15 protein-coding genes and 1 pseudogene are annotated in these 23,876 nt (G+C 70.8%); 10 read left to right on the forward strand and 6 right to left on the reverse strand.

The window, feature by feature from the left end; all coding sequences use genetic code 11:
* Positions 1–26: 26 nt before the first annotated feature.
* Complete coding sequence (gene rsgA / locus OXG55_02325) at positions 27–1,166, forward strand: ribosome small subunit-dependent GTPase A (protein ID MCY4102093.1); 1,140 nt, start codon at positions 27–29, stop codon at positions 1,164–1,166.
* Between the two features lie 39 nt (positions 1,167–1,205).
* On the opposite strand, the gene OXG55_02330 is transcribed toward rsgA, so the two are convergent.
* Both OXG55_02330 and serC read right to left on the reverse strand, forming a co-directional pair.
* On the reverse strand, positions 1,206–1,748 hold the full coding sequence (locus OXG55_02330; protein MCY4102094.1) for a YqgE/AlgH family protein: 543 nt from the start codon (positions 1,746–1,748) through the stop codon (positions 1,206–1,208).
* Between the two features lie 67 nt (positions 1,749–1,815).
* Positions 1,816–2,955 (reverse strand): phosphoserine transaminase, encoded by a 1,140-nt coding sequence (gene serC / locus OXG55_02335; protein ID MCY4102095.1) that lies wholly within the window; start codon positions 2,953–2,955, stop codon positions 1,816–1,818.
* Between the two features lie 31 nt (positions 2,956–2,986).
* Here serC and OXG55_02340 point away from each other — a divergent pair, with 31 nt between their 5' ends.
* From OXG55_02340 to serA, 4 genes are all read left to right on the forward strand, one after another.
* Complete coding sequence (locus OXG55_02340; GenBank protein ID MCY4102096.1) at positions 2,987–4,234, forward strand: pyridoxal phosphate-dependent aminotransferase; 1,248 nt, start codon at positions 2,987–2,989, stop codon at positions 4,232–4,234.
* Between the two features lie 136 nt (positions 4,235–4,370).
* Positions 4,371–6,590 (forward strand): prolyl oligopeptidase family serine peptidase, encoded by a 2,220-nt coding sequence (locus OXG55_02345; protein MCY4102097.1) that lies wholly within the window; start codon positions 4,371–4,373, stop codon positions 6,588–6,590.
* A 124-nt stretch (positions 6,591–6,714) separates the two neighbouring features.
* Complete coding sequence (locus OXG55_02350) at positions 6,715–8,013, forward strand: hypothetical protein (protein MCY4102098.1); 1,299 nt, start codon at positions 6,715–6,717, stop codon at positions 8,011–8,013.
* Between the two features lie 117 nt (positions 8,014–8,130).
* Entirely contained in the window at positions 8,131–9,732 is a 1,602-nt protein-coding gene (serA, locus tag OXG55_02355; protein ID MCY4102099.1) for a phosphoglycerate dehydrogenase, read from the forward strand.
* A gap of 90 nt (positions 9,733–9,822) precedes the next feature.
* Here the strand turns inward: serA and OXG55_02360 are convergent, their stop codons facing one another.
* Positions 9,823–10,014, reverse strand: coding sequence for a hypothetical protein (locus OXG55_02360; protein ID MCY4102100.1), 192 nt, complete (start codon positions 10,012–10,014; stop codon positions 9,823–9,825).
* Between the two features lie 223 nt (positions 10,015–10,237).
* On the opposite strand from OXG55_02360, the gene OXG55_02365 reads away from it, so the two are divergent.
* The gene (locus OXG55_02365) at positions 10,238–11,821 is read left to right on the forward strand and encodes a 2-isopropylmalate synthase (protein ID MCY4102101.1); all 1,584 of its coding nucleotides are present in this window, start codon (positions 10,238–10,240) and stop codon (positions 11,819–11,821) included.
* 3 nt (positions 11,822–11,824) lie between these two features.
* Here OXG55_02365 and OXG55_02370 read toward each other — a convergent pair whose 3' ends face one another.
* Positions 11,825–19,114, reverse strand: a complete 7,290-nt coding sequence (locus OXG55_02370) for a S8 family serine peptidase (protein ID MCY4102102.1) — start codon at positions 19,112–19,114, stop codon at positions 11,825–11,827.
* Positions 19,115–19,290: 176 nt separating this feature from the next.
* Positions 19,291–19,842 (reverse strand): annotated as a pseudogene (locus OXG55_02375) (AMP-binding protein).
* Positions 19,843–19,895: 53 nt separating this feature from the next.
* Between OXG55_02375 and OXG55_02380 the strand changes: the two are divergent.
* Complete coding sequence (locus OXG55_02380) at positions 19,896–20,114, forward strand: amidase family protein (GenBank protein ID MCY4102103.1); 219 nt, start codon at positions 19,896–19,898, stop codon at positions 20,112–20,114.
* A gap of 64 nt (positions 20,115–20,178) precedes the next feature.
* On the opposite strand, the gene mftF is transcribed toward OXG55_02380, so the two are convergent.
* Entirely contained in the window at positions 20,179–21,336 is a 1,158-nt protein-coding gene (mftF, locus tag OXG55_02385) for a mycofactocin biosynthesis glycosyltransferase MftF (GenBank protein ID MCY4102104.1), read from the reverse strand.
* Here mftF and mftB point away from each other — a divergent pair.
* The 3 genes from mftB to mftD are packed head-to-tail and all read left to right on the forward strand — an operon-like array spanning position 21,229 to position 23,875.
* Entirely contained in the window at positions 21,229–21,525 is a 297-nt protein-coding gene (mftB, locus tag OXG55_02390; GenBank protein ID MCY4102105.1) for a mycofactocin biosynthesis chaperone MftB, read from the forward strand. The two genes, mftF and mftB, sit on opposite strands and share 108 nt — an antisense overlap.
* An 8-nt stretch (positions 21,526–21,533) precedes the next feature.
* On the forward strand, positions 21,534–22,697 hold the full coding sequence (gene mftC / locus OXG55_02395) for a mycofactocin radical SAM maturase (protein ID MCY4102106.1): 1,164 nt from the start codon (positions 21,534–21,536) through the stop codon (positions 22,695–22,697).
* Positions 22,697–23,875: a mycofactocin biosynthesis FMN-dependent deaminase MftD gene (mftD, locus tag OXG55_02400; protein MCY4102107.1), complete on the forward strand. Its 1,179-nt coding sequence runs from the start codon at positions 22,697–22,699 to the stop codon at positions 23,873–23,875. Before mftC ends, mftD begins: the two co-directional genes overlap by 1 nt.
* Position 23,876 lies beyond the last annotated feature (1 nt).

The raw sequence follows: 23,876 nt of genomic DNA on the forward strand, positions 1-23,876 counted from the left end.
GCGGGCAGACGCCGGCGGGGGCTCCGATGAGCCTCGAACGCTACGGCTGGGACGCCGGGTGGGAGGAGGTGCTGGCGCGGCGGCGGGCGGATTCGGCGGTGGGTGACGGGACGGCGTTGGCGGGCAGCCGGCCGGGGCGGGTCGGCACGGTCGGTCGGGGAGTCTGTGTTGTGCTGGGGGCCGACGGAGAGGTGACGGCGGCCTCCGACTCGCAGCGGTCGCAGGCCGCGGTGTCGCCCAGCGCCGGCGACTGGGTTCTGTTCAGCGACGCCGACGGAGGCGCGCCCGGCCGAGGCGACGGCCGGGGGAGCGATGTCGCCAGCAGCGAGGACTCGGACGAGGGGGCGGTCATCGACACGGTGCTTCCGCGGCGCACCGCCATCGTTCGGCGGGACCCTGCGATCACGGTGACCAAGCAGACGCTGGCAGCAAACGTGGACGTGGTGGGGATCCTTGTCGGCCTGGACCTGCCGCCGAATGAGGCCCGGATCGAGCGGTTCCTGGTGCTTGCGGCCGACAGCGGTGCCGAGCCTGTGATCGTGCTGAGCAAGGGTGATCTGCTCGACGCGCCCGGCCGGCGGCGGGTCCACCGCGAGGTGGCATCGGTGGCGCCCGGCATCGACATCGTCGAGACGAGTGCGACCGAGGGCTGGGGACTCGAGGACCTGCGCCGAGCGATGGCGCCGCACCGGACCTTCGTGGCCCTGGGGCCGTCGGGCGTGGGGAAGTCGACCCTGCTGAACGCGCTGGTCGGCGCGCCGGTGCTGGCCGTCGCCGAGGTGCGTGACGCCGACCGCGCCGGCCGGCACACCACAGTGCGCCGCGAACTCGTGCTGATGCCCAGCGGCGGGGTGCTCATCGACACGCCCGGCCTGCGGGCGGTGAGCCTCTGGGAGGCCGACGTGGCCCTCGACGAGGTGTTCTCCGACATCGCCGGCCGCGCCGGCGATTGCCGGTTCCGGGACTGCACCCACCGCAGCGAGCCGGGATGCGCCGTCCAGCAGGCCGTGCGCGCCGGGGAGGTGGACGCCGCCCGGCTCGAGCGCTACCAGCGGCTGTGGGACGAGTTGGCGCAACAGTCCGAGGCTCGCGCCGAGCGGCTGCGGCTGCAGTCACGCGGCCGGCGTGGCGTCAAGCGTCGCCGGAGGGTGCGCCGCCGCTCCTAGCGCACAGCCGGACAGGAGGCGATGACGGTCGGGGCGAACTCAGTTGGAGCGGAGGTCGTCGGGGTAGTTCTGGAACCAGGACACCTGGTCCGGCTGGCGCGCCAGCACCGACTTCCGGAGTCCGCCGGGGTCGTCGGTGAGGACATCGCCGGGCTCGGGATCCACCACGAACCATGCGCCGGCGGCGATCTCGCCGTCGAGCTGGTTGGCGTCCCAGCCGGCGTAGCCGAAGAAGAGACGCAATCCGGGCCTGCCGGCGAGCTGCTCGGCCCCCAGGGAGAGGTCCACGCTGCCGACATCGTCGAGGATGCGCTTCCAGCCCAACTCCGAGCAGCCGGGCCACTCCCGTGCCAGGCCGATGAGGCTCTCGGGCGACACCGGTCCGCCCGAGTACAGCACCCCCGGCACGTCCTCCCAACCGGTCAGCAACTCGGAGACGACAAGCGACGAGGGCCGGTTGAGCACAATGCCGACGGCGCCCTCGGCGGTGTGCTCCAGCAGCAGCACGACGGTTTGGTCGAAGTTGCCGTCGTCGATGAGCGGCGTGGCGACCAGCAACTTGCGGGCGTGGAACTCGCTCATGGCACAGCGCGCGGACCGGCGTCCGCCGACGGCTTCAGCGGGACGTTGCCGGGGCGGGCCCAGGCGCCTACAACCGGGCCACGATGTGGTCGATACATGCGCAGAGCGCCGCCACGTCGTCGGGCGGGATGGCGGGGAACAGCGAGATGCGGAGTTGGTTGCGGCCGAGCGCCCGGTAGGACTCGGTGTCCACGATGCCGTTGGCCCGCAGCTCCGTGGCGATCCTTCCGGCGTCGGCGACGTCGGCGTCGATGTCGATGGTGGCCACCACGTGACTGCGCTTGGCCACGTCGGTCACGAACGATTCGGCGTAGTCGGATGCCTCAGCCCAGTCGTAGATGGTTTCCGCCGACGCGTCGCAGCGGGCGGCGGCCCATTCCAGGCCCCCGTTGGCGCACATCCACTCCACTGTCTGCAGCGTGAGGAACACCGTCGCCAGCGCCGGCGTGTTGTAGGTCTGGTTGGCGGCGGAATTCTTCACGGCGAGCGGCAGGCTCAGCGTGGGAGGACACCAGCGCCCGCTGTCGCCGATCGCGGCGATGCGCTCCAGCGCCGACGGCGAGCAGCACGCCACCCACAGCCCGCCGTCGGCGGCGAAGCACTTCTGCGGCGAGAAGTAGTACACGTCCACCTCGGCCGGGTCCCAGCGCAGGCCGCCGGCGCCGGAGGTTGCGTCCACGGCCACCAACCCGTCTTCGGGGCCGACCCCCGCCGGTCGCCGTAGACGCATCTGCACGCCCGTGGAGGTCTCGTTGTGGGTCAGCGCGTAGACGTCCACGTCGGCGGGGACCGGGTCCGGATGGGTACCGAAGGGGGTCTCGATGATCTGCGGCGCCTCGAGGTGCGGCACGGCCTGCACGGCCCGGGCGAACTTGGCGGAGAACTCCCCGAAGGCCAGATGCTGGCTGCGGCGGCGGATCAGCCCGAAGCTCAGGCAGTCCCAGAGGCCGGTGGCGCCGCCGTTGCCGAGCACCACCTCCCAGTCCTCTGGCAGCGAGAAGAGTTCAGCGAACCCCGCCTGCAGCCGGGCGACGACGCTGCGCACGCCGGGGCGACGGTGGCTGGTGCCCAAGTAGCCGCCGGCCGTCTCGGCCAAGGCTGCCACAGCCTCGGGGGGCACCCGCGAGGGTCCGCTGCCGAAGCGCCCGTCGCTCGGGCGAATCCCGTCGGGAAGGACGATGTTGTTCGACGAGCTGTCGCCGGTCATTTTTGCCTTGCCGGGCTGCCAGACTGCACCCGTGAGTTCCCTGTCATCATCCTCATCACCTCAATCGTCACCCGATTCGTCCACCTCATTTCTATCGGTCTCGCGGGCGGTGGCGGCGATCACCCCGTCGGCGACGGTCAGCACCGACTCCAAGGCCAAGGCGTTGCGGGCCGCGGGGGAGCCGGTCATCGGCTTCGGCGCCGGCGAGCCCGACTTCCCGACGCCGCCCCACATCGTGGAGGCCGCGGTGCGCGCCTGTCGGGAGCCGCGCGACCACCGCTACAGCCCGACGCCGGGGCTCCCCGAGTTGCGCGAGGCGGTCGCCGCCAAGACGCTTCGGGACTCCGGCCTCGACGTGTCGCCGCAGCAGGTGGTCATCACTGCGGGCGGCAAGCATGCCGTCTACAACGCCCTGCTGACGTTGCTGGACTCCGGCGACGAGGTCATCCTGCCCGCCCCCTACTGGCCGACCTATCCCGAGCCGGCGGCGATGGTGGGGGCGCGGACTGTGGTGGTTCCGACCGACGTCGCAAGCGGCTACCGGGTCACCGTCGAGCAGCTCGAGGCGGCGCGCACGCCCCGAACCAAGATGCTGATCTTCGTGTCGCCGTCGAACCCCACCGGGAGCGTGTACCCGCCCGGCGAGGTCGAGGCGATCGGGGACTGGGCCGCGGCGCACGGCATATGGGTGCTGACCGACGAGATCTACGAGCACCTCACCTACGACGGTCACCGTCACGTCTCGCTGCCCGTCGTGGCGCCCGCCGCGGCTGAGCGCTGCGTGGTGATCAACGGGGTGGCCAAGACATACGCCATGACCGGCTGGCGCGTCGGCTGGATGATCGCGCCGGCGCCCGTGGCGGCGGCCGCGTCCGCCCTGCAGTCGCACCAGATCTCCAACGTCTGCAACGTGTCGCAGCGGGCCACCTTGGCCGCCGTCTCGGGACCGCTCGACGCGGTGGCCGAGATGCGGACCCACTTCGACCGCCGCAGGCGCACCATGCACGGGATGCTGTCGCAGATCCCCGGCATCAACTGCCCGCTGCCGCAGGGCGCCTTCTACGCGTTCCCGTCGCTGGAGCAGGTGATGGAGCGGCCGATCGCCGGGCGCAAGGTGGAGTCCAGCCTCGAGCTGGCCGATCTGCTGCTGTCCGAAGCGAAGGTGGCCGTGGTGGCCGGCGAGGCGTTCGGGGCGCCCGGATGCGTCCGACTCTCCTTCGCCCTCGCCAACGCCGACCTGGCCGAGGGCGTCGGCCGCATCGTGGACTTCCTTTCCTAGCCGGCTACCGGGCAGTGCCTCCGACCACCGCTCGCGTCGTTCCTCTCGCGGCCCGATCTGCGCCTCCAGTGAGTCACCGGGCGCACGCCGAGCCAATGCCCCCGCAGCGATGAGCGCCCGGAGTCCAGGTCGCATCGTGCCGGGCGGAGCGGCGCCGTTCGGTGCTTGGCCGTCGCCGGTCACGCCCGAGTCGCTGGCCGCCGGCAGTGTCCGGATCACCTCGCTGGTGGCCGACGGCGGCGACCTGTGGTGGTCCGAGACGCGGCCCGCGGCGAACGGCCGGACCGTGCTGATGCGCCGCAGCGCCGACGGGTCGGTGCGGGAGATGACCCCGCCGGACGCCAACGTGCGCAGCCGCGTCCACTCCTACGGCGGCGCCGCTTGGTGGGTGGCCGACGGCGTCTGCGTGTACTCCGACGACAGCGACTTCCGGCTGCGGCGTCTCGGCGCCGACGACGGCGAGCCTGTCGCGCTCACGCCCGAGGGCGCCGACCGCTCGTCTCTCTACGCTGACGGTCGGCTCAGCGCCGACGGGCAGTGGTTCGTGTGCGTGCGGGAACGCCCCGCACGCCCCGAGAACGTCAACGAGATCGTCTCTGTGGCCCTCGACGGCAGCGGCCGGGTGGAGGTGACTGTCAGCGGTGCCGACTTCTACTCCGACCCCCGTCCCTCGCCGTGCGGGCGCCGGCTGGCCTGGTTGCAGTGGGACCACCCGAACATGCCCTGGGACGGTTGCGAGCTGCACGTGGCGCGCCTCGATGGCCCCACGGTCGCCGGGTCCCGGTGCGTCGCCGGTGGGCTCGACGAATGGATCTTCGGGCCGGCTTGGGGTGACGGCGGGCCGAACCGGGTGAGCGACGGCTCGGGATCGTCCACGCGCGCTGCCGCCGCGCCTCATGACGTGGATCCCTCGTCGCTCACTTGGGTAAGCGACGGTTCGGGGTGGTCCACCCTGTGGGTACTGGAGGGCGATCCGCTGGCGGCGGATGCCTCGCCGCGCATCCGGCTGGACTTGCCCGACGGCGAGATCCAGACCGCCCCCTGGGTGTTCGGCATGAGCCGCTACGCCGTGTGGTCGGCCGCGGGGGATCGCGGGGGTCTGGCCTATGCGGTGGCCCGCCGGGGAGGCCACGAGCTGCGGCTCGTAGGCGGGCGGCCGGGCGCCGCTGGTGTCGGGGCCGCCGACGCAGGCACCGCCGAGAGCAGTGAGGACCCGGGTGATGCGAGGAGCGGCACTGCGACCGGTGGACTTGCCGCGTCGCTGCGCCCGCGGGGTGCGCGTGACGACCCGGCTGATGTGAGACGCGGCACTGCGGCGGTCGCGGGATCCGAGGTGCCCGCCGTGGCCACCTGCCGGGCGCACACCTCTTTCGGTGCCTTGCGTGCCTGGGAGGGGGGTGTGGCCTGCGTGGCCGGCTCGCCGTCGGTGGAGAACGAGATCCTGCACGTCACCGGCGCAGGCGCGGTGGCGGAGGCTCGAGTCGTGTACTCGCCGCCGGCACTGCGCCTCGATCCGGGCTTGACGCCGGAACCCGAGCCGGTGACGTTCCCCACGACCGGCGGCGATGTGGCGCACGGCTGGTTCTACCGCCCGGCCAACCCCGACGTCGCCGTTAGTGAGGGCGCCGGTGCGCCGCCGCTGCTGGTCATGGCCCACGGCGGCCCCACTGGGGCGGCCCGCACCGCCCTGCACCTGGGGCTGCGTTACTGGACCAGCCGGGGCATCGCCGTGGTGGACGTGGACTACCGGGGCAGCACCGGCTACGGCAGGGCGTACCGCCGCGCCCTCGACGGCGGCTGGGGCGTCACCGACGTGGCCGACTGCGTGGCGGCGGCACGGCACCTTGCCGAGCGCGGCGAGGCCGACGGTGATCGCCTGGCCATGATCGGCGCCAGCGCCGGGGGCTACGCGGTGCTGCAGGCCGTCACGGAGTACGACGTGTTCTCCGCCGGCCTCATCCGCTACGGCGTCACCGACCTGGAGGCCCTGGCCCGCGACACCCACAAGTTCGAGAAGCACTACATGGACCGCCTCGTTGGCCCGTACCCCCAGGAGCGCGACCTCTACGTCGAGCGCTCGCCGATCCACCGGGTGGAGCGCATCTCGTGTCCCATGCTCGTCCTGCAGGGCGACAGCGATCCCGTGGTGCCGCCGAAGCAGGCGGAGGCACTGGTGGAGGCCCTGGAGCGCAACGGGCTCCCCTACGCCTACCTTCTGTTCGAGGGCGAGGCGCACGGCTTCCGGGGCGCCGAGGCGATCGTGGCGGCCGCCGCGGCCGAGCTCTCCTTCCTGGCGCAGATCTTCGGCTTCGAGCCAGCCGACGACGTCGCGCCCGTCGCGGTGCGCAACCTCTGAGACCGGCGCCGCAGCGCCGCCTGCCGCGACGCCCGTGCTGCCACTGTGCAGAAGAGACGAGCCGGTAGGGTCGCTGCACACCCCAGTGACCAACGATCGCCCGCGAGAATCGAGGTGCACCACCGTGAGGATGAACGACATCGTACGAAAGGGTGCGCTCATTGCCGGTGTGTCGGCGGTGCTGCTGGTTGCGGCTGCCTGCGGCGACGGCGGTGGACAGCAGGTGGCGACGCAGTCGGGCGCCCCGCAGGCGCCGCTGAGCGAATCACCGCCGGAGTCGCTGGCGCCAGCCGAGTCACTGGCCACGGCGCCCGTCCCGGCGCCCGCGGCGGCCGAACCCCCGGCGGCCGAACCCCCGGCCGAACCTGCGCCTCCGCCGGCGCCGGCCTCCCCCGCCGAACCCGTCCCCCCGCCGGTCGCCGGCGCCACCGAGGCCCCGCCGCCGAGCCCTGGATCTCTGAGCGGGGCGGAGGTCGCACGGCTCGTGGCCGCGGCGCAGGCGGCCTACGACGACATCACCTCGGTGGAGTACGAGGTGCTCCTGTCGATGGAGGTGAGCATCGAAGGGATGAAGCTGGGATCGCTGAGCGACGAGCCGTTCGCGCTGGTGCGGACCGTGGGGCCTCATACCTGGCTGAGCGTCGATCCGGCGGCCATGGGCGTGCTCGCCTTCGCGGAGGGCGGCCTGGCGCCCGGTCTTGGGGATGCACCGCCCATGGAGTTCGTCATCGACGAAACCGGCGCTTCGTATGCCAGAGTCGAGCCGTTGCTGGCGCTCGACGGGGCCGGGAGCGAGCCGACCGGCCCGCTGGCCGACGCCGTCGCCGAGGCCGGCGGGGACATCAGCGACCTGTGGATCGACGTCGCCAGCGCGTCCGGCGATGACGAGCTGGGTCTGTTCGGGGAGCTCCCGCTCGCCCCGCAGCTCGCGGAATTCCTGGAACTGGCGGAGGCCGCGACCGCCGCGGGCGCCGTGCTGGAGGCCGAGTACCTGGGGCCTGGCGAGGTGGGCGGCACCGCCGTCGAGACCTACCGGATGACCGTCGACTTGGCGGCCGCGGCCGAGCAGCTCTCCGACTTCATCGGCGGGCTGTTGGGAGAGGACGCCGGCTCTGTCCCCGACGCCGGGGAACTGTTCGAGATGCTGCCCGGGCCTGTGCCGACCGAGATCGAGTTCGCTGCCGACGCCGACGGCGCGATCCGGAGATTGACACAGGTCGTCGACCTGAGCCAGTTGTTGCTGGGCGGCCTCGCCGCGTTCGGGGACATGGGGTCACAGGGCGCCGAAGGCGCCGCGCCCCTCGATCTGCCCGACATCGAGTACGTGCTCAGCACCGGATTCACGGTCCTGGCACTGAACGACCCGTCGCTGGCCGTCTCCCTCCCCGACCCGTCCCAGATCCTCGACGTCCCGTCCCTCTAGCGCCCGGCGCCGGTGCTGGCCGGCGCGTGCCCCGACGCCCGGCTCTAGTGTTCGTTCGCCGGGCGGCCGGTACGCCAAGAGGCCAAGAGTCCGCACGACAGAGCGAGGTGAGCCCCCATGGCACGTGTTCTGGTCGCTGAGCGCATCTCGGCGGCCGGCATCGACCTCCTGGGGGAGTCCGGCCACGAGGTTGACGTGCGCCTCGGCATGTCGCCCGCCGAGCTGGCCGAGGCCGTGCGCGGCGCACAGGCGCTGATCATCCGCTCGGCCACGCAGGTGACCGCGGAGGTGCTGGAGGCCGGCGAGGACCTCGTCGTGGTGGGCCGTGCCGGTGTGGGCCTCGACAACGTCGACCTCGCCGCTGCCACGCAGCTGGGCGTGACGGTTGTGAACGCACCGCTGTCCAACGTGCTGTCGGCGGCCGAGCACACCGTCGCGTTGATCCTCTCCCAGGCCCGCAACATCCCCCAGGCGCACGCCGCGCTGATGGCGGGGCGCTGGGAGCGGGCGCAGTGGGAGGGCATCGAGCTGGCGGGCAAGACGCTCGGCATCATCGGGCTGGGGCGCGTCGGCCGTCTCGTGGCCGAGCGTGTGGCCGGATTCGCCATGCTCACGGTGGCGCACGATCCCTACGTGTCGGTCGAGCAGGCCCGCGAGTTGCGCATCGAGTTGGTGAGCCTCCCCGAGTTGATGGCACGCAGCGACTTCGTGACCGTGCACGTCGCCCGGACCCCCGAGACGATCGGACTCATCGGGGCGGAGCTCCTTGCAGAGGCCAAGCCGGGGATCCGGATCGTGAACGTTGCCCGTGGCGGACTCGTCGACGAGGAGGCGCTGGCGGAGGCGTTGCGCTCGGGCCGGGTGGCGGGGGCCGCGCTGGACGTCTTCGACGGCGAACCCATCGAGTCGTCGCCCCTGTTCGGCCTGCCCGGCGTGGTGGTGACGCCGCACCTGGGGGCGAGCACGGCTGAGGCGCAGCACCGGGCGGGGGTGAACATCGCCGAGCAGGTGAACGATGCCCTGGCGGGCGGCTTCGTGCCGTTCGCGGTCAACATCGAGGCGCGGCAGGCGCCCGACATCCTGCGACCCTACCTGCCGCTCTGCGAGCACATGGGCGGGATGCTGGCCGAGATCGTCGGCGGGTTGCCCGAGGAGGTGGAGTTGGAGTTCTGGGGCCATATCGGTGATCACGATCCCTCCATTGCGCGCCTGGCTGTGCTGAAGGGTCTGCTGGCCACGGCCCGCCAGACCAACGTGACCTATGTGAACGCGCCCCTGATGGCTGGGGAGGTGGGCCTGCGGACGGTCACGCACAGCCACGTGGCGCCCCGGGACTTCCTCAACGAGGTGGTGGTGCGAGGCGGGGGGACGGAGCTGGTCGGCACGCTCCTGGGAGTGCGCGGCGACCCCTACGTGGTGAAGGTGAACGGCGTGGCGATCAACGTGCGCCCGTCCCGGCACATGGTCATGATCACCAATGAGGACAAGCCCGGCATCGTCGGGGCGGTCGGGACGATCCTCGGTGAGGCCGGCGTGAACATCGCCGACATGGTGCTCGACTGCACGGGCGGCCGCAGCTCCATTTCGCTGATCATGTTCTCAACGGACCGCCACGTACCCGAGGCCGTGGCACGGCGGTTGCGGGAGACGCCCGGCGTCCTGACGGTGACGGTGATCCGCCTGGGCACCGTCGACCAGTCAGGGCCCTCCGCGCGCTGACTCGCGCCAGGACGCCCACGCGCCACGACAACTCGGCAGATCGGAGGGTGATACCAGTGGATCGTGCCGTCGCCTGGCACCGACCGGAGCTCAGGCGGTCGACGACTCCTCGGAGGCGTCACCGGCACCCCCGTCACCCTCCAGCGGGGGCCACGGCTCGATCGAACCCGGATCCTGCTCGGCGTCGTCGCCCTCGCGCTTGTTCTTCAGCCAGCGGATGGCGGCGGCCACGACGGCGATGATCAGCGCCCACTTGATGAGCCGCTTCAGGAATCGCAACATCGCCGCGGAGTATAGCGAGCACATCGTCGGTACGGCCGGCGGCGGGATCCGGCGCGAACGTTGACGAATCGCCAGCCTGCTGCCATGCTGTAGGTCGATGCGCAGTTTCGTTCACCTGCTGCTTCTTCGCTAGGGCGAGCGCCCGCATACCGGCGCTCGTCGACCAACCTCCTGCCCCGGGGCAGGAGGTTTTTCTTTACCTCGATAGAGACAGGAGAAGGTCATGTCGGTACAGAATCCGGACCGGGTCGTCATCTTCGACACCACGCTGCGCGACGGCGAGCAGTCGCCCGGCATCTCCCTGGACCAGAGCGAGAAGCTCGAGATCGCCGAGCAGCTCGCCCGGCTCGGCGTGGACATCATCGAGGCCGGCTTCCCGATCGCCAGCGGGGGCGACTTCGAGGCGGTGCAGGTGATCGCCAAGGCGGTGCAGGGACCGGTCATCTGCGGCCTCTCCCGGACCGCCCACAAGGACATCGACCGCTGCTGGGAGGCCATCGAGGCGGCTGAGCGGCGGCGCATCCACGTGTTCATCGCCACGAGCGAGACCCACATGCGCCACAAGCTCCGCATGACCCCCGAGCAGGTGAAGGCCGAAGCGGCCTCCGCGGTGGCGCGGGCAAGGAGCTACACCGACGACGTGGAGTTCTCCCCCGAGGACGCCTCGCGCAGCGACTTCGACTTCATGTGCGAGGTGCTCCAGGTGGCCGCCGACAACGGCGCCACCACGCTGAACATTCCCGACACGGTGGGCTACGGCGTCCCGGAGGAGTACGCCGAGAAGCTGCGGCGCATCCGGGAGCAGGTGAGCGGTGACTACGTGCTGTCCACGCACTGCCACAACGATCTGGGCCTGGCGGTTGCCAACTCGCTGTCGGGAGTGCTGGCGGGCGCCCGTCAGGTCGAGTGCGCCGTCAACGGCATCGGCGAGCGGGCCGGCAACGCCGCGCTCGAGGAGATCGTCATGGCGGTCAAGACCCGCGACGACTTCTTCGGCGGCCTGGAGGTGGGGATCCGCACCGAGGAGCTCCACAAGACGAGCCGGCTGGTGAGCCGCCTGACGGGCTATCCCGTCCAGTACAACAAGGCGGTCGTGGGGCGCAACGCCTTCGCCCACGAGGCGGGGATCCACCAGCACGGCGTGCTCAGCGAGCGCACCACCTACGAGATCATGGACCCGCAGGCGGTGGGCCAGGAGGGCAGCCAGATCGTGCTGGGCAAGCACTCCGGCCGCCACGCCTTCGCCGACCGCCTCCAGAGCCTGGGACTCGACATCACCGGTGACGCCCTGAACGCGGCGTTCGCGCGCTTCAAGGAACTCGCCGACCGCAAGATCGAACTCACCGACGCCGACCTCGAGGCGATCGTGGCCGACGAGGTGGGCAGCGCGCTGGAGCACGCCTTCGAACTGCAGGTGCTCGAGTGCCACGGCGGAAGCGTCGGGACCGGCACGCCCAGCGCCACCGTCGTCGTGTCGGTGCACGGCGAGTCGCGTACCGCCCGGGAGGAGGGCAACGGCATGGTCGACGCCGCCTGCAAGGCGGTCAAGGCGGCCACCGGCGTCCACGGGCGCCTGACGGACTACAGCGTCACGTCGGTCACCGGCGGCGTGGACGCCCTGGCGGACGTGGCGCTGCGGTTCGAGTCCACCGACGGTGTGACCGTGTCGGGCCGCGGGCTGTCGAGCGACGTGGTCGAGGCCTCGGTGCGGGCCTTCGTGAGCGCCCTCAACAAGGTGGCGCGGGTGCGGGCGTCGGGCGAGAACCCCGACGCCGTGGACCGCCCCGGCCGCCTCTTCACGGTCTAGCGCCTAGTCGTCGTCGATGATGGTGCCGGTGGCGGTGCGGTCGGTGAGGGTGGCGCCGACGGGGTCGGACAGGACCAGCTGGAAGGTCTCGTCGGCCTCTCGTCTGTTGTCTGCGTTCGGTATGACGGTGATGCCGCGGCGGGTTGTGCCCGGCCTGAAGGTCAGCCGGCCCCGGGCTCCGGGGTAGTCGAGGTAGTCGTAGGCGGTGCCTTCCTGAGTCTGGTAGCCGACGGTCACCGTCCGGGTCGACGCCTCGCTGAGGACCACGACGAAGGTGATCGCTCCGGTGTCCTCGCCGGCGCGGGAGTACCGGGTGTCGATGGTGATGGCGGGCAGTCCGGCGGGCGGGGGCTGGTCGTCGTTGGTGATGGCGGTGGCGATGGGGCCGCCAACTGCGGTGACGCCGCCTGAGAGTCCCTGCCCCGACGGGGCGAGCCTGCCTGCGGCCAACGCCACCGCCACGGTGCGCTCGGCGGTGTCGTCGTTGGGCAGCGCAACCAGCACGAGCGTCGCCTGCTGCCCGCCCGCGGCGAGCACCACTGCGGGGTTCTGTGCGCTGTGGGGGCCGTCGGTGAGCAGCGTCACGTGGTCGTTGACTCCCTGGCCTTGCTTGAGCGCCAGGGTGTAGTGGCCGCCGGCGGCGGCGCCGGTCACGGCCAGGGGCGCGGTGAGGGTCTCGCCGGCAGCCAGGGCCCGGCCAGCGGTGACGGTGATCTCCCTGGTGCCGCCGTCCTCGGCGATGGCGGCACCGGCGACGGCCGCCAGCGTGACGGTGGTGGCGTCGCCGTCGGAAACCGCCACCGTGGCCGAGCCCTGCGACGACGAGACGGTGTAGCCGCTGCCCGCGGTCACGGTCACGGTCACCGACCCGTCGGCCTCGTCAGTGCTGTCATTCGCCGTGGCCACGGTGTATGACTTGGTGCCGCTGGTGGGAACGATCACGGTCTTCGTGCCCGTCGACGCGCCGTAGTCGCCGCTCTGGGTGACCGTCACCGAGACCGGCAGCGGCGCAGCAGGAGCCGGGTTGGCAGTGACAGTGAACGCAGCGCTGCCGCCCTCGGTCACAGCCGCCCCCGCGGTCACGCCGACCTCCGGCGTCGGCGGAGGTGGAGGGGGTGGGGGAGAGGGTGGCAGATCATCGTCTGAGACAGCCACCGACGCCGCGCCATGCGCCGCCGACACCGTGTAGCCCTGACCGGCGTCGAGAGTGACGGTGACCGACCCGTCAGCCTCATCAGCATCGTCGTCCACCGTCGACACCGTGAGCCGGGCTGTTCCGCCGGTCGGGATCACCACCGTCTTCGAGCCGGTCGACACACCGTAATCGCCCTGCTGGGTGACGGTCACGCCCACCGACAGAGCGGCTGCGGGAGCCGGGCTGGCCGTGACCGTGAACGCAGCGCCACCGCCCTCCGTGATGCCCGCGCCCGCGGTGACGCTGATCTCGGGCGTCGGCGTCGGCGGCGGGGGCGGTGTGGGGGTTCGCGGTGTGGCGCGGCAGGCCTCGAGGCGGTCCAGTTCGGCGTACACCTTCTGCCACAGCGCGTTGGGTCCGTTGCCCTGCCAGTTCGGCTCCTGGCGGTCGGGGCGGGCCTTGAGCGCCGCCACCGTGTAGGTGTCGGTGCCCAACATGGTGTTGTAGGAGCGGGTGAACGTCTCCAACAGATCCGGGCGCCCCCCGTTCCACGGATCCCGGGTCTTGGCCAGCACCTGGGCCAGCAACGCTGTGTCCGCGGTGACGCAGGTCTGCGGCACCGGCGGCGGGTCGTCGTCATCGGAGACCGCCACCGTCGCCGAGCCCTGCGACGACGACACGCTGTAGCCCTGGCCTGTGTTCACGGTGACGGTGACCGAGCCGTCGGCCTCGTCGACGCTGTCGCCGGCGGTGGCCACGGTGTAGCTCTTGGCGCCGCTCGTGGGAACCGTCACCGTCTTGGTGCCCGTCGACACGCCGAAATCGCCCGTCTGGGTGACGGTCAGCGACACCGACAGCGGCGACGCAGGCGCCGGGCTCGCCGTGACAGTGAACGACGCGCTGGTGCCCTCGGTGACGCCGGGTCCCGCGGTCACGCTGACCTCCGGCGTCGCCGACGGCGGGTCGTCGTCATCGGAGACCGCCACCGTCGCCGAGCCCTGCGACGACGACACGCTGTAGCCCTGGCCTGTGTTCACGGTGACGGTGACCGAGCCGTCGGCCTCGTCGGCGCTGTCGTCTATCGTGGCGACGGTGTGGCTGACGCTGCCGCTGGTGGGGACCGTGACGGTCTTCGTGCCGGTCGTGCCGGGCGCGGCGTAGTCGCCCGTCTGGCCGACGGCGACGCTCACGGTCAGCGGTGCCGCGGGCGCGGGGTCGGCGGTCACAGCGAAAGCGGCAGAGCCGCCCTCGGTTATGCCGGTGCCTGCGGTGACGCTGATCCGGGGGGTCGGCGTCCGGCTTCGCGCGTCGTTGTCGTAGACCACGGCGCCGGCCGAGATGCGGGACCGCGAGACGGTGTAGCCGCTGTCTCGTGCCACCATGACGATGATCATGCCGTTGCGTTCGGCGACGGCGTCGTCGTCGGTGGCGACGCTGTGCTGCGCCGAGCCGGAGACGGGGATGGTCACCTGCTGGACGCCGGCGGCGCCCGGTGCCAGGTGATCCCCGATCTGCAGCACTTGCAGCGAGACCGTCAGCGGAGACGAGGGCGCCGGGCTGGCGGTGACGGTGAAGCGGGCGTCGTCGCCCTCGGTCAAGGTGACGGCCACGGCGGTGACCCCGACCTCCGGCCCTGGCAGGTCGTCGTCGGCCACGGCCACCGTCGCCGCGCCCTGGGCGGACGAGACCTTGTAGCCGCTGCCCGCGTCCACCGTGACGGTCACCGAGCCGTCGGGCTCTGCCACCTCGTCATCGACCGTGGCAAAGCTCTGGGCGACGCTGCCGCCGGCGGGAACCGTCACCGTCCGCGCGCCCGTCGACACGCCGAAGTCGCCTGTCTGCGCGACGGCCAGCGACACCGTCAGCGGCGCCGACGGGGCGGGATCGGCGGTCAACGTGAAGACCGCGCCGTCGCCCTCGGTCACGCCGGGGCCGGCGGCCACGCCGACCACCGGCGTGTCGTCGTCCGCGACGGCCACCGTCGCCGCGTCCTGGGCGGACGAGACCTTGTAGCCGCTGCCCGCGTTCACCGTGACGGTCACCGAGCCGTCGGGCTCTGCCACGTCGTCATCGACCGTGGCAAAGCTCTGGGCGACGCTGCCGCCGGCGGGAACCGTCACCGTCCGCGCGCCCGTCGACACGCCGAAGTCGCCTGTCTGCGCGACGGCCAGCGACACCGTCAGCGGCGCCGACGGGGCGGGATCGGCGGTCAACGTGAAGACCGCGCCGTCGCCCTCGGTCACGCCGGGGCCGGCGGCCACGCCGACCACCGGCGCATCGTCCGGCGGAGGGTCATCATCATCGGACACCGCCACCGACGCCGCACGCATATTCGAAGACACGATGTAGCCGCTGCCCGCCTTCGCAGTCACCGTGACCGACCCATCGGCCTCATCCACCCCATCATCGATCGTCGCAACCGTGTACGGCGCCGAACCGCTGGTCGGAATCGTCACCGAATGCGAACCGGTCGCCCCCGCCGCGACAAAATCGCCCTGCTGAGCGACCGTCAACGAGACAGTGAGCGGCGCGGACGGCGCCGGAACAGCCGACACGGTATAGGAGGCGGTGCCGCCCTCCGAGACCCCCGCACCACCCACCACACTCACCACCAGAGGGGCGTCGTTGTCCCTCACCACAACGTCGGCCGATCCCTGGGTGGCAGACACCGTGTAGGCGTGAGATCCCACCACCCTGACCTTCATCAGCCCATCGCGCTCATCAACCTTGTCATCGTGGGTCGCCTCCCAAATCTGCATCGAACGGCTGTATGAGCCGTTCCTTGGAAGGAATTCCAACCGGCGCGAACTGAGAATCCCGGGGACCTTGTAGGAGCCTCGCCAAGTCACCGCCAATATGACCGTGAGCGGCTTTATCGGAGTGGGGGTGGAAGTGACCGTGAAGACTGCGGAGCCGCCTTCAGTCACGGCGCTGTCACTGGTGGTGATGCTGATCTCCGGAACGTCCTCACTCCGGACTGTCTTCGTCGCCGAATCCTGCGACGAAGACACCGCATATCGGAGACCCGGGGTCACCCTGACCGTCACCGACCCGTTCAGTTCGTAGACGCTGTCGTCCACCGTGGCAACCCAGAACATGGCCGAACCGCTGATGGGAACGGTCACCGTCCGGGCGCCCAAGTCCCCCGAAGCGACATAATCGCCCGACTGCGACACCAGCAGCGAAACCGTCAGCGGCGCATCCGGAGCAGAGTCGGTGGTCAGCGTGAAAGTGGCCGCGTCGCCCTCGGTCACGGTTCCGCCGCCGGCAATGCTCACCACGGTTCTCTCATCATCCCTGTCGTCCACTGGCACCGCAGCCGAACCCTGCCCGACAGCGATCCTGTAACCCTCGCCGTTCCACACCGCCACCCGCACCGACCCATCAGGTTCTGCGTAACCGTCGTCCACGATGTCCACCGCGAACTGGGCCGTGCCGCCGGTCGGGACCGTCACCGAATGCGAACCCAGATCGGCCGCAGCAACGAAGTCGCCCTGTTGTGACACCAGCAAGTTGACGGTCAGCGGCGCCTTCGGAGCAGGGGCGGCGGTGATTGTGAAGGTGGCCGCTTCGCCTTCGGTAGCCGGGCCGCCCCCGGTGACGGTGACCTCGGGTACGGGATCGTCGCCGGCGATGGTGACCGTGAAGGGCGCCCCCAGCGCCAGGACACCCGAAGGCGTGGCGCCCAGACCCACCTTGAAGGTCTCGTCCGGTTCGGCCCTCCCGTCGTCGAGCACCTCGATGGCCCCGCTGCCCTGGGCCTTCCCGGCGGGAATCGTCACCGACGCCAATGAGGTGATGTCGGCTCCGGCGCCGGTCACGGTGGCCGTCCCGGCGCTGACCGAGATGGGAACCACCAGATCACTGGTGAACGTTCCACCGCTCAGCGTCGCCCCGACCGTGACCGTCTCGCCCTCGTCGGCGTCCACGTCGATGCCGGTGCCGCCGTCCACCGACAGACGCAGCCGCGGCCGCCCGTCGGTGCTCTGGCCGCTGTGTCCGTACACGGTCAGAGTGGCCGTCCGCACCTCGGCGAACTCCCCCCAAGAAGGACCGGCCGTGTTCCTGCGGGAGGGGAACTGGTCTGAGATGCGGAGCTTCCAGGTCCCCGAGGGATCCTCTCCCAGGTGCCGGGTGGAACTGAAGTTGAAGCTGCCGCTGATCCCACACGGGAGCCTGCACCCGTATCCCCCTTCCCAGGGCTCCAGCAGCAGAGACTCGGTGCCCGCGGGCGACACCAGCCTGATATCGAGATCTCGGGCGAACTCCGTCCAGAGACCCAACTCGACATCCACATGCTCAACGAAATCGATGGAAGTGGAAAGAGTGAGCGGTATCTCGACCACCTGCCGGTCCTCGAGAATCCGATACGTCACCGACGTGGAGGCCGAGGCGGTCTGCATCGCCGGCAACAGCGGCCACTCGAATGCCAGATCCACCGCCGCGGACGCGTCGACCAGACCGAAACCGTACTTGTGGCTGTAGTGATACCTGTGGTCGGCGTCGCTGTACTTGGAGGCGCCGGTGCTCCAGCTGCTGTCACCGGGGTCGTTGCGGCGGGCGGTGTCCGCCAGGATCAACTTCACATCACGCCAGGTCAACTCGGCATTCACACCGCGCATCAGCGCCACCACACCGGACACCATGGGCGCCGCCGCGCTGGTCCCCCAAAAAAACCGAGTGTACTCGGAATGACCCGTCGTAGTCAGAATATTCTTCGAGAGGCTACTCGAGCGGCTACTCGAGGGCGCGCAGACCCACAGATTGTCCCCTTCCGACGAGTAATCCGACGACTCCCCCGCATGGTTCACCGCGCAGACATTGACAATGCCGCGATGATTGCGGAACTCGGCCATTCCCACCAGGCGATACCACCCGCTTTCCTTGGAGTTCCCGGCAGCCGCCACCTGAACCGTGCCCCGTCCCGAATACCCGTGGGTCAATCCGCTCTCCAGAGCACTGATCAGCAGACTCGGCGCCCGAATCAGACGCCCCGTGTTGAGGCCCTTTTGGCCATAACTGTGATTGGAGACCCCCACCTCTTCCTTGTGACGGGTCAGCGAATCGATCTGGTTGGCGAGCGTGTAATTGCTCAACAGGTTGTAGGGGTAGATCGTCGCTCTCGGGGCGACGCCGCGACTGCCGAGGTCGTTGTCCGCCGCCGCCGCCACTCCAGCCACCCGGGTGCCGTGTTCGCTTCTGCCACCTCCGGTGACGCTGGGGTAGTTGGTGCCCTTGTCGGTCCTGAGGTTCGGGGCCAGGTCCTCATGGCGATGATCGATCCTGCTATCCACAATGGCGACATTGACCCCCTCCCCCCGGCTCACCCCCCACGCGTCGACCACATTGACATCGACCACGGGATCATGACCGTTCGGGCCGCGGTAGTCGGTGTCGCTGCGAAGGTGCCACAGACACCCTGACAGACGATCGGAGAGCCACGCCCGAAAGCCTGTGCAATATCCAACTGTGGGAGAGTCCACGTCGGCGCCCGAACTGCTGTCGACGCCGAGCGGCAGGATCCAGTCGGGGCTCACACTGCGAACCGACGACTCCCCGGCCAGCGTGTCGGCGATCAGCAGCGCATCGAGGGGGGAGCCGGTGGCCACGTAGTAGCTGTCCGCCAAACCCCCCAACACCGACACCGAGCCGCCGCCCGCGTCGTGGTCCGCCAGCACCCCCCGAGCCCGGGCATCCGTCGTCCCGGGCTGGAACTGCACGATCACCCCTCCCCGCAGGGCCATCACCTGCCCGGTGTCCGTCGCCACCCACCTGGCCCCCTCGAACACCGAAGTGCCGTTCCCGTCGAAATCGGGCAGAACCGCCTCCGCCCCCTCTTCGCCCAGCCACTCGGCAACCTCCCCCTCACCCAACGGCCGGACCGGGACACCCCGACCACCGTCATCCCAAACCCACCAACCGTCGTCGCCGAAAATGGCCGCCGCCGACCAGACATCCTCCGCCGGCCCCAACGGATCGCCCGGCAGCTCCTCCCCACCTTCCAAACCCTCAGCCTCGTCGGGCCCGGCGTCCCCCTCGCTCGCGCCCACCGCCGCCGCGCCCGCATTCAGCAACACCGCCGCCGCCACCAGCGCAACCCCCACACCCCGCATCCGCCGGGACAAAGAGAACGCCCAGCGGGCCACCACGCCGCTCATCGGACCGTCGCTCACAGAACACACGCCGGATACCAAGTTAGTCTGCGCTTCCCCCCAAATCTTCGAGTGGTGGTTCAGAGCGCGCGCAAATAGGCGTTGACCTCTCGCCGAGATCATCCAGGAGGCCGGCGTTCCGCCGGGAGTCTTCAACCTTGTCTCGGGTGAGCGCGGGACAGCTAGGTGTGCTCGTCGCGCAGTCGGCGTTTGAGGATCTTGCCCTGCGTGTCCTTGGGCAGAGCGTCGGTGACGTGGACTGCCTTGGGGACCTTGTAACCCGCCAGTGAGGCGCGACAGTGATCGATGATCTCGGCGGGTTCCACCGATCGTCCGGGCCTGGGGACGACGAAGGCGGTCACGGCCTCGGACCAGTAGTCGTCGGGCAGACCCACCACGGCCACCTCCATGAGTGCATCGTGGCCGTAGAGCGCGCGCTCCACCTCCACCGAGGACACGTTCATCCCACCCGTCTTGATCATGTCCTTCTTGCGATCCACGAAGAAGAGGTTGCCGTCGGCGTCGATGCGGACGATGTCCTCGGTGTGCAGCCAGCCGTCCCGGAACACCTCCGCGGTGCGCTCCTCGTTGTTGAGATAGCCGAGCATCACCGAGGGCGAGCGGCAGATCAGCTCGCCCACCTCGGCGTCCGCGCCTTCGTCATCGACGACGCGGATCTCCAACTGCGGCACCGGTTTGCTGATCCAGGAGGCGTCGCCGCCGGGGATCTCTTCCGCCGCCACCGCTGGGAGTCCTGGACCCCACCACCGAGGATCTGAACGGCTACCTGACGGCCGTCTTCAACTTCATCCCGTTCACGTCTCTGGCCAACATCGCCGGCGTGCCGGCCATGTCGGTCCCGTGGGACCGCAACGCCGACAACCTGCCGGTCGGCATCCACTTCACGGCCGGCTACGGGCGTGAGGACGTCCTGTTCCGTCTGGCCGGACAGCTCGAACAGGCACACCCCTGGCCCCTCCGCAGTCCGCAGGCCGATTCCGGCTGACGGCACCCCAGCACCAGCCCGTGATCCCGGCGGGGGCCTGGGTCCACCGCCCGGCACTACCCCGTCATCCCGGTGGAGGCTGGGATCCACTCTCGGGCGCGCCGGCCGGCGCTGCCGCCGGAGTACCGGCCACTCGGGTCAATTGAGGTCGCAGTGCGGCCGCGGAGCGCGCGGCGACTGCGCCGCGCCAGACCCCGGTGCAGTATGCGGCGTCGGAGTACAGCGTCGCCAGAATCCACCTGAGCGGCCCCATGGACGGTCGGCTGGTCGCCCAGGACGCCAACGGATCCACGATCAGCGCCGCCAGTGCCAGCTTCCGGCCCCAGGACGACGCCGTTGCAGCCACGAGCAGGGGGAGCCAGGTGCGCCGGACTGCCGTTGCCGCCCGCCGGCCGGCGACGAGATGGCTTCGCACGACGGTGCGGGCACAGTCCGCGATCGATGTCTCGCTGCGCCCCGCAAGGCGTTCGTGCAACTGCCGCATGCGTCTCGCTGCGATCGACGTCGCTGCCCATGCGCCTCTCCGACCGCCGAGCACCGGGGCCAGCCAGGCGGCGAGACTCCAAGGTGCGATTTCCAGCGGGACTGCGTACCCAGGGTGGCGCGCCGCCAGGGGCGCCGCGGACGTTCCGTAGCCGTAGCGCTGGCGACCCAGCGCGGCCCACCTGGGGCGATTGCGGTGGTGCACGACGACCGACGGCTCGTAGCGCACCGTCCATCCCGCCGCGACCGCCCGCCAGATCAGGTCGACGTCCTCGCCAAGCCGGAGGTCCTCGTCGAAACCGCCGAGCGCGTCCAGAACGTCGCGGCGGAACAGCAGAGCCGCCGAGGGGACGTATCGCACTCGCCGGCGTGGGCTGACGATGCTCGGGAGGGGGCCCATGTCCAGCGGCGAGCAGTGACGCTCGAAGCGGTCCAGCGTGCTGCCGTCGGCCGCTCGGGCGCGCACACGCGGCGCGATTGCGGCGACGGCCGGGTCGGCGAAATGTGCCAGAAGCGGCGCCAACCAGCCCGGCGTCACCTCGACGTCGGCGTCGAGGAACGCCACGATCGGGGTGTCGGTCGCCCGCCAAGCTTCATTGCGGGCTGCCGCCGGTCCCCGTGCGACCTCACGCTGGATGAGGCGGGCACAGCCGCGACGAGCGACGTCCTCGACCGCGCCCTGGCCGTCGCACCGGAGGTGTCGGTGCGCCCGGAGCCGTTCGGCGCGCTGCTCTATCACTTCGGCTCGCGGCGCCTGTCGTTTCTGAAGGACGCGCGGCTGCTGTCGGTGATCGAAGGCCTCGGCGACGCCCCCACGGCGCGGGCCGCATGCGCCGCCGCGGGCGTGGCTGCAGGCGCCCTCCCGGCCTTCGAGCGCGCCCTCGAGCGGCTCGTCGCCGGCGGGATGCTGCAGGAGCGCGGCTCGTGAGCGCGGCGATGCCGCTGGTGGAGCACTTCGCGGCCGGCCTGAACGCGCCGATCTGCCTCACCTGGGAACTGACCTACGCCTGCATCCTGGCCTGCCGCCACTGCCTGTCCAGCTCTGGGCGGCGCGACCCGGAGGAACTCTCGACCGACGAGGCGAAGGCGGTCATCGACGAACTCGAGCAGATGCAGGTCTTCTACGTGAACATCGGCGGCGGCGAGCCGACGATCCGCTCGGACTTCTGGGAGATCGTCGACTATGCGGCGGCCCACCACGTCGGCGTGAAGTTCTCAACCAATGGCTCGCGGATCACGGCGGACATCGCCCGCCGCATCGCCGCCGGCGACTACCTCGACGTCGAGATCTCTCTCGACGGGGCGACCGCCGCGGTCAACGACGATGTGCGCGGCGCCGGTTCGTTCGCCACCGCCGTCGCCGCTATGGAGCGGCTGGCCGCCGCCGGCGTCGCCGGATTCAAGCTCTCGGTGGTGTGCACCCGGCGAAACCTCGGCCAACTCGACGCGTTCGAGGCGCTCGCCGACCGGTACGGGGCGCAGCTGCGACTGACCCGGCTGCGGCCGTCGGGCAGGGGAGCCGACGTCTGGGACGAACTGCACCCCACGGCCGATCAGCAGCGAGACCTCTATCTCTGGTTGCTGGATCACGGTGAGCAGGTGCTGACCGGCGACTCGTTCTTCCACCTGGGCGGCTACGGCGACGCACTGCCGGGACTCAACCTCTGCGGCGCCGGCCGGGTGGTGTGCCTCATCGATCCGGTGGGCGACGTCTACGCCTGCCCGTTCGCCATCCACGACGCCTTCCTGGCGGGCAATGTGCGGGATCCCAGTGGGTTCACACGGGTCTGGCGCGAGTCGGAACTGTTCCGGTCGCTGCGCGAGCCGCAATCGGCCGGCGCCTGCTCGTCCTGCTCGGCGTTCGACGTGTGCCGCGGCGGGTGCATGGCGGCCAAGTTCTTCACCGGGCTGCCGCTCGCCGGACCCGACCCGGAGTGCGTCAAGGGGCACGGGCAGGCGGCGCTCGCGGGCGTCGAGCCGGGTTCGATCCCCAGGCCCTCCGTCGATCACTCACGGGTGACGTTCTCCCGGCGCCGGCCCGACCGGGCATGCGACGAGAACCCTCTCGCGGGGTCGGACCTCGTGGCCTCGGGGGTCTGATGGGCGGCGGATGGTTCGAGTCGGTCGCCGAGGCCCGTCGGCGCGCCGAGCGGGTGCTGCCGCCGTCGGTCGCCGCGGCGCTGCACGCCGGGTCCGAAGCGAGCATCACGCTCGCCGACAACACGGCGGCGTTCGGCGAACTGGGTTTCGCCCCGAGCGTGGCGGGCAAGGCCGGCCATCGGGACCTCTCCGTCTCCGTGATGGGCCAGGCGCTGTCGATGCCCGTTCTGATCTCACCGGTGGGCGTGCAGGCCGTGCACCCCGACGCCGAGGTGGCCGTCGCCCGAGCGGCTGCCGCCCGGGGCACGGCCATGGGGTTGAGCTCTTTCGGCGCCAAGCCGGTGGAGGAGGTCGTTGCCGCCAACCCCCAGACGTTCTTCCAGGTCTACTGGGCGGGGTCGCGGGAGCGCATCGAACAGCGACTCGAGCGTGCCCGGGCGGCGGGTGCCGCCGGGCTCATCGTGACGCTCGACTGGTCGTTCGTGCACAGCCGCGACCGGGGGAGTCCGTTCATCCCCCAGAAGATCGACCTGACGGCGGTCCGGAAGCTCGCGCCGGAGCTGGCGCGACGACCCCGGTGGCTGGGCCGCTGGCTCCGGTCCGGCAGACTGCCCGGGCTCGCGGTGCCGAACATGACGATCTCCGGGGAGGAACCGCCCGGTTTCTTCGCGGCCTACGGCGAGTGGATGCAGACCCCGCCGCCGTCGTGGGAAGACCTGGCGTGGCTCCGCTCCCAGTGGGAGGGCCCGTGCATGATCAAGGGCATCGTGCGGGTCGACGACGCCAGGCGTGCCGCCGACATCGGTGCCACGACCGTCTCGGTGTCGAACCACGGCGGCAACAATCTCGACGGCACCCCGGCGACGATCCGCGTGCTCCCCGCGGTCGCCGAGGCCGTCGGCGATTCCGTCGAGGTGCTGCTCGACGGGGGCGTCCGTCGCGGCGCCGACGTGGTGAAGGCCGTGGCTCTCGGCGCCCGCGCGGTCATGATCGGCCGTGCCGCCCTGTGGGGCCTGGCCGCCGACGGTCAGGCGGGCGTCGAGAACGTGCTCGACGTCCTCCGCGACGGCATCGATTCGGTACTCCTGGGTCTCGGCCGGGGCGCGGTCACCGAACTCGACCCGTCCGACATCGTCGTGCCCCCGGATTTCGCCGTGACGCTCGGCGCCGGCGGGTAAG

The sequence above is a fragment of the bacterium genome, from assembly GCA_026708055.1.
Lineage (GTDB): Bacteria > Actinomycetota > Acidimicrobiia > Acidimicrobiales > CATQHL01 > VXNF01.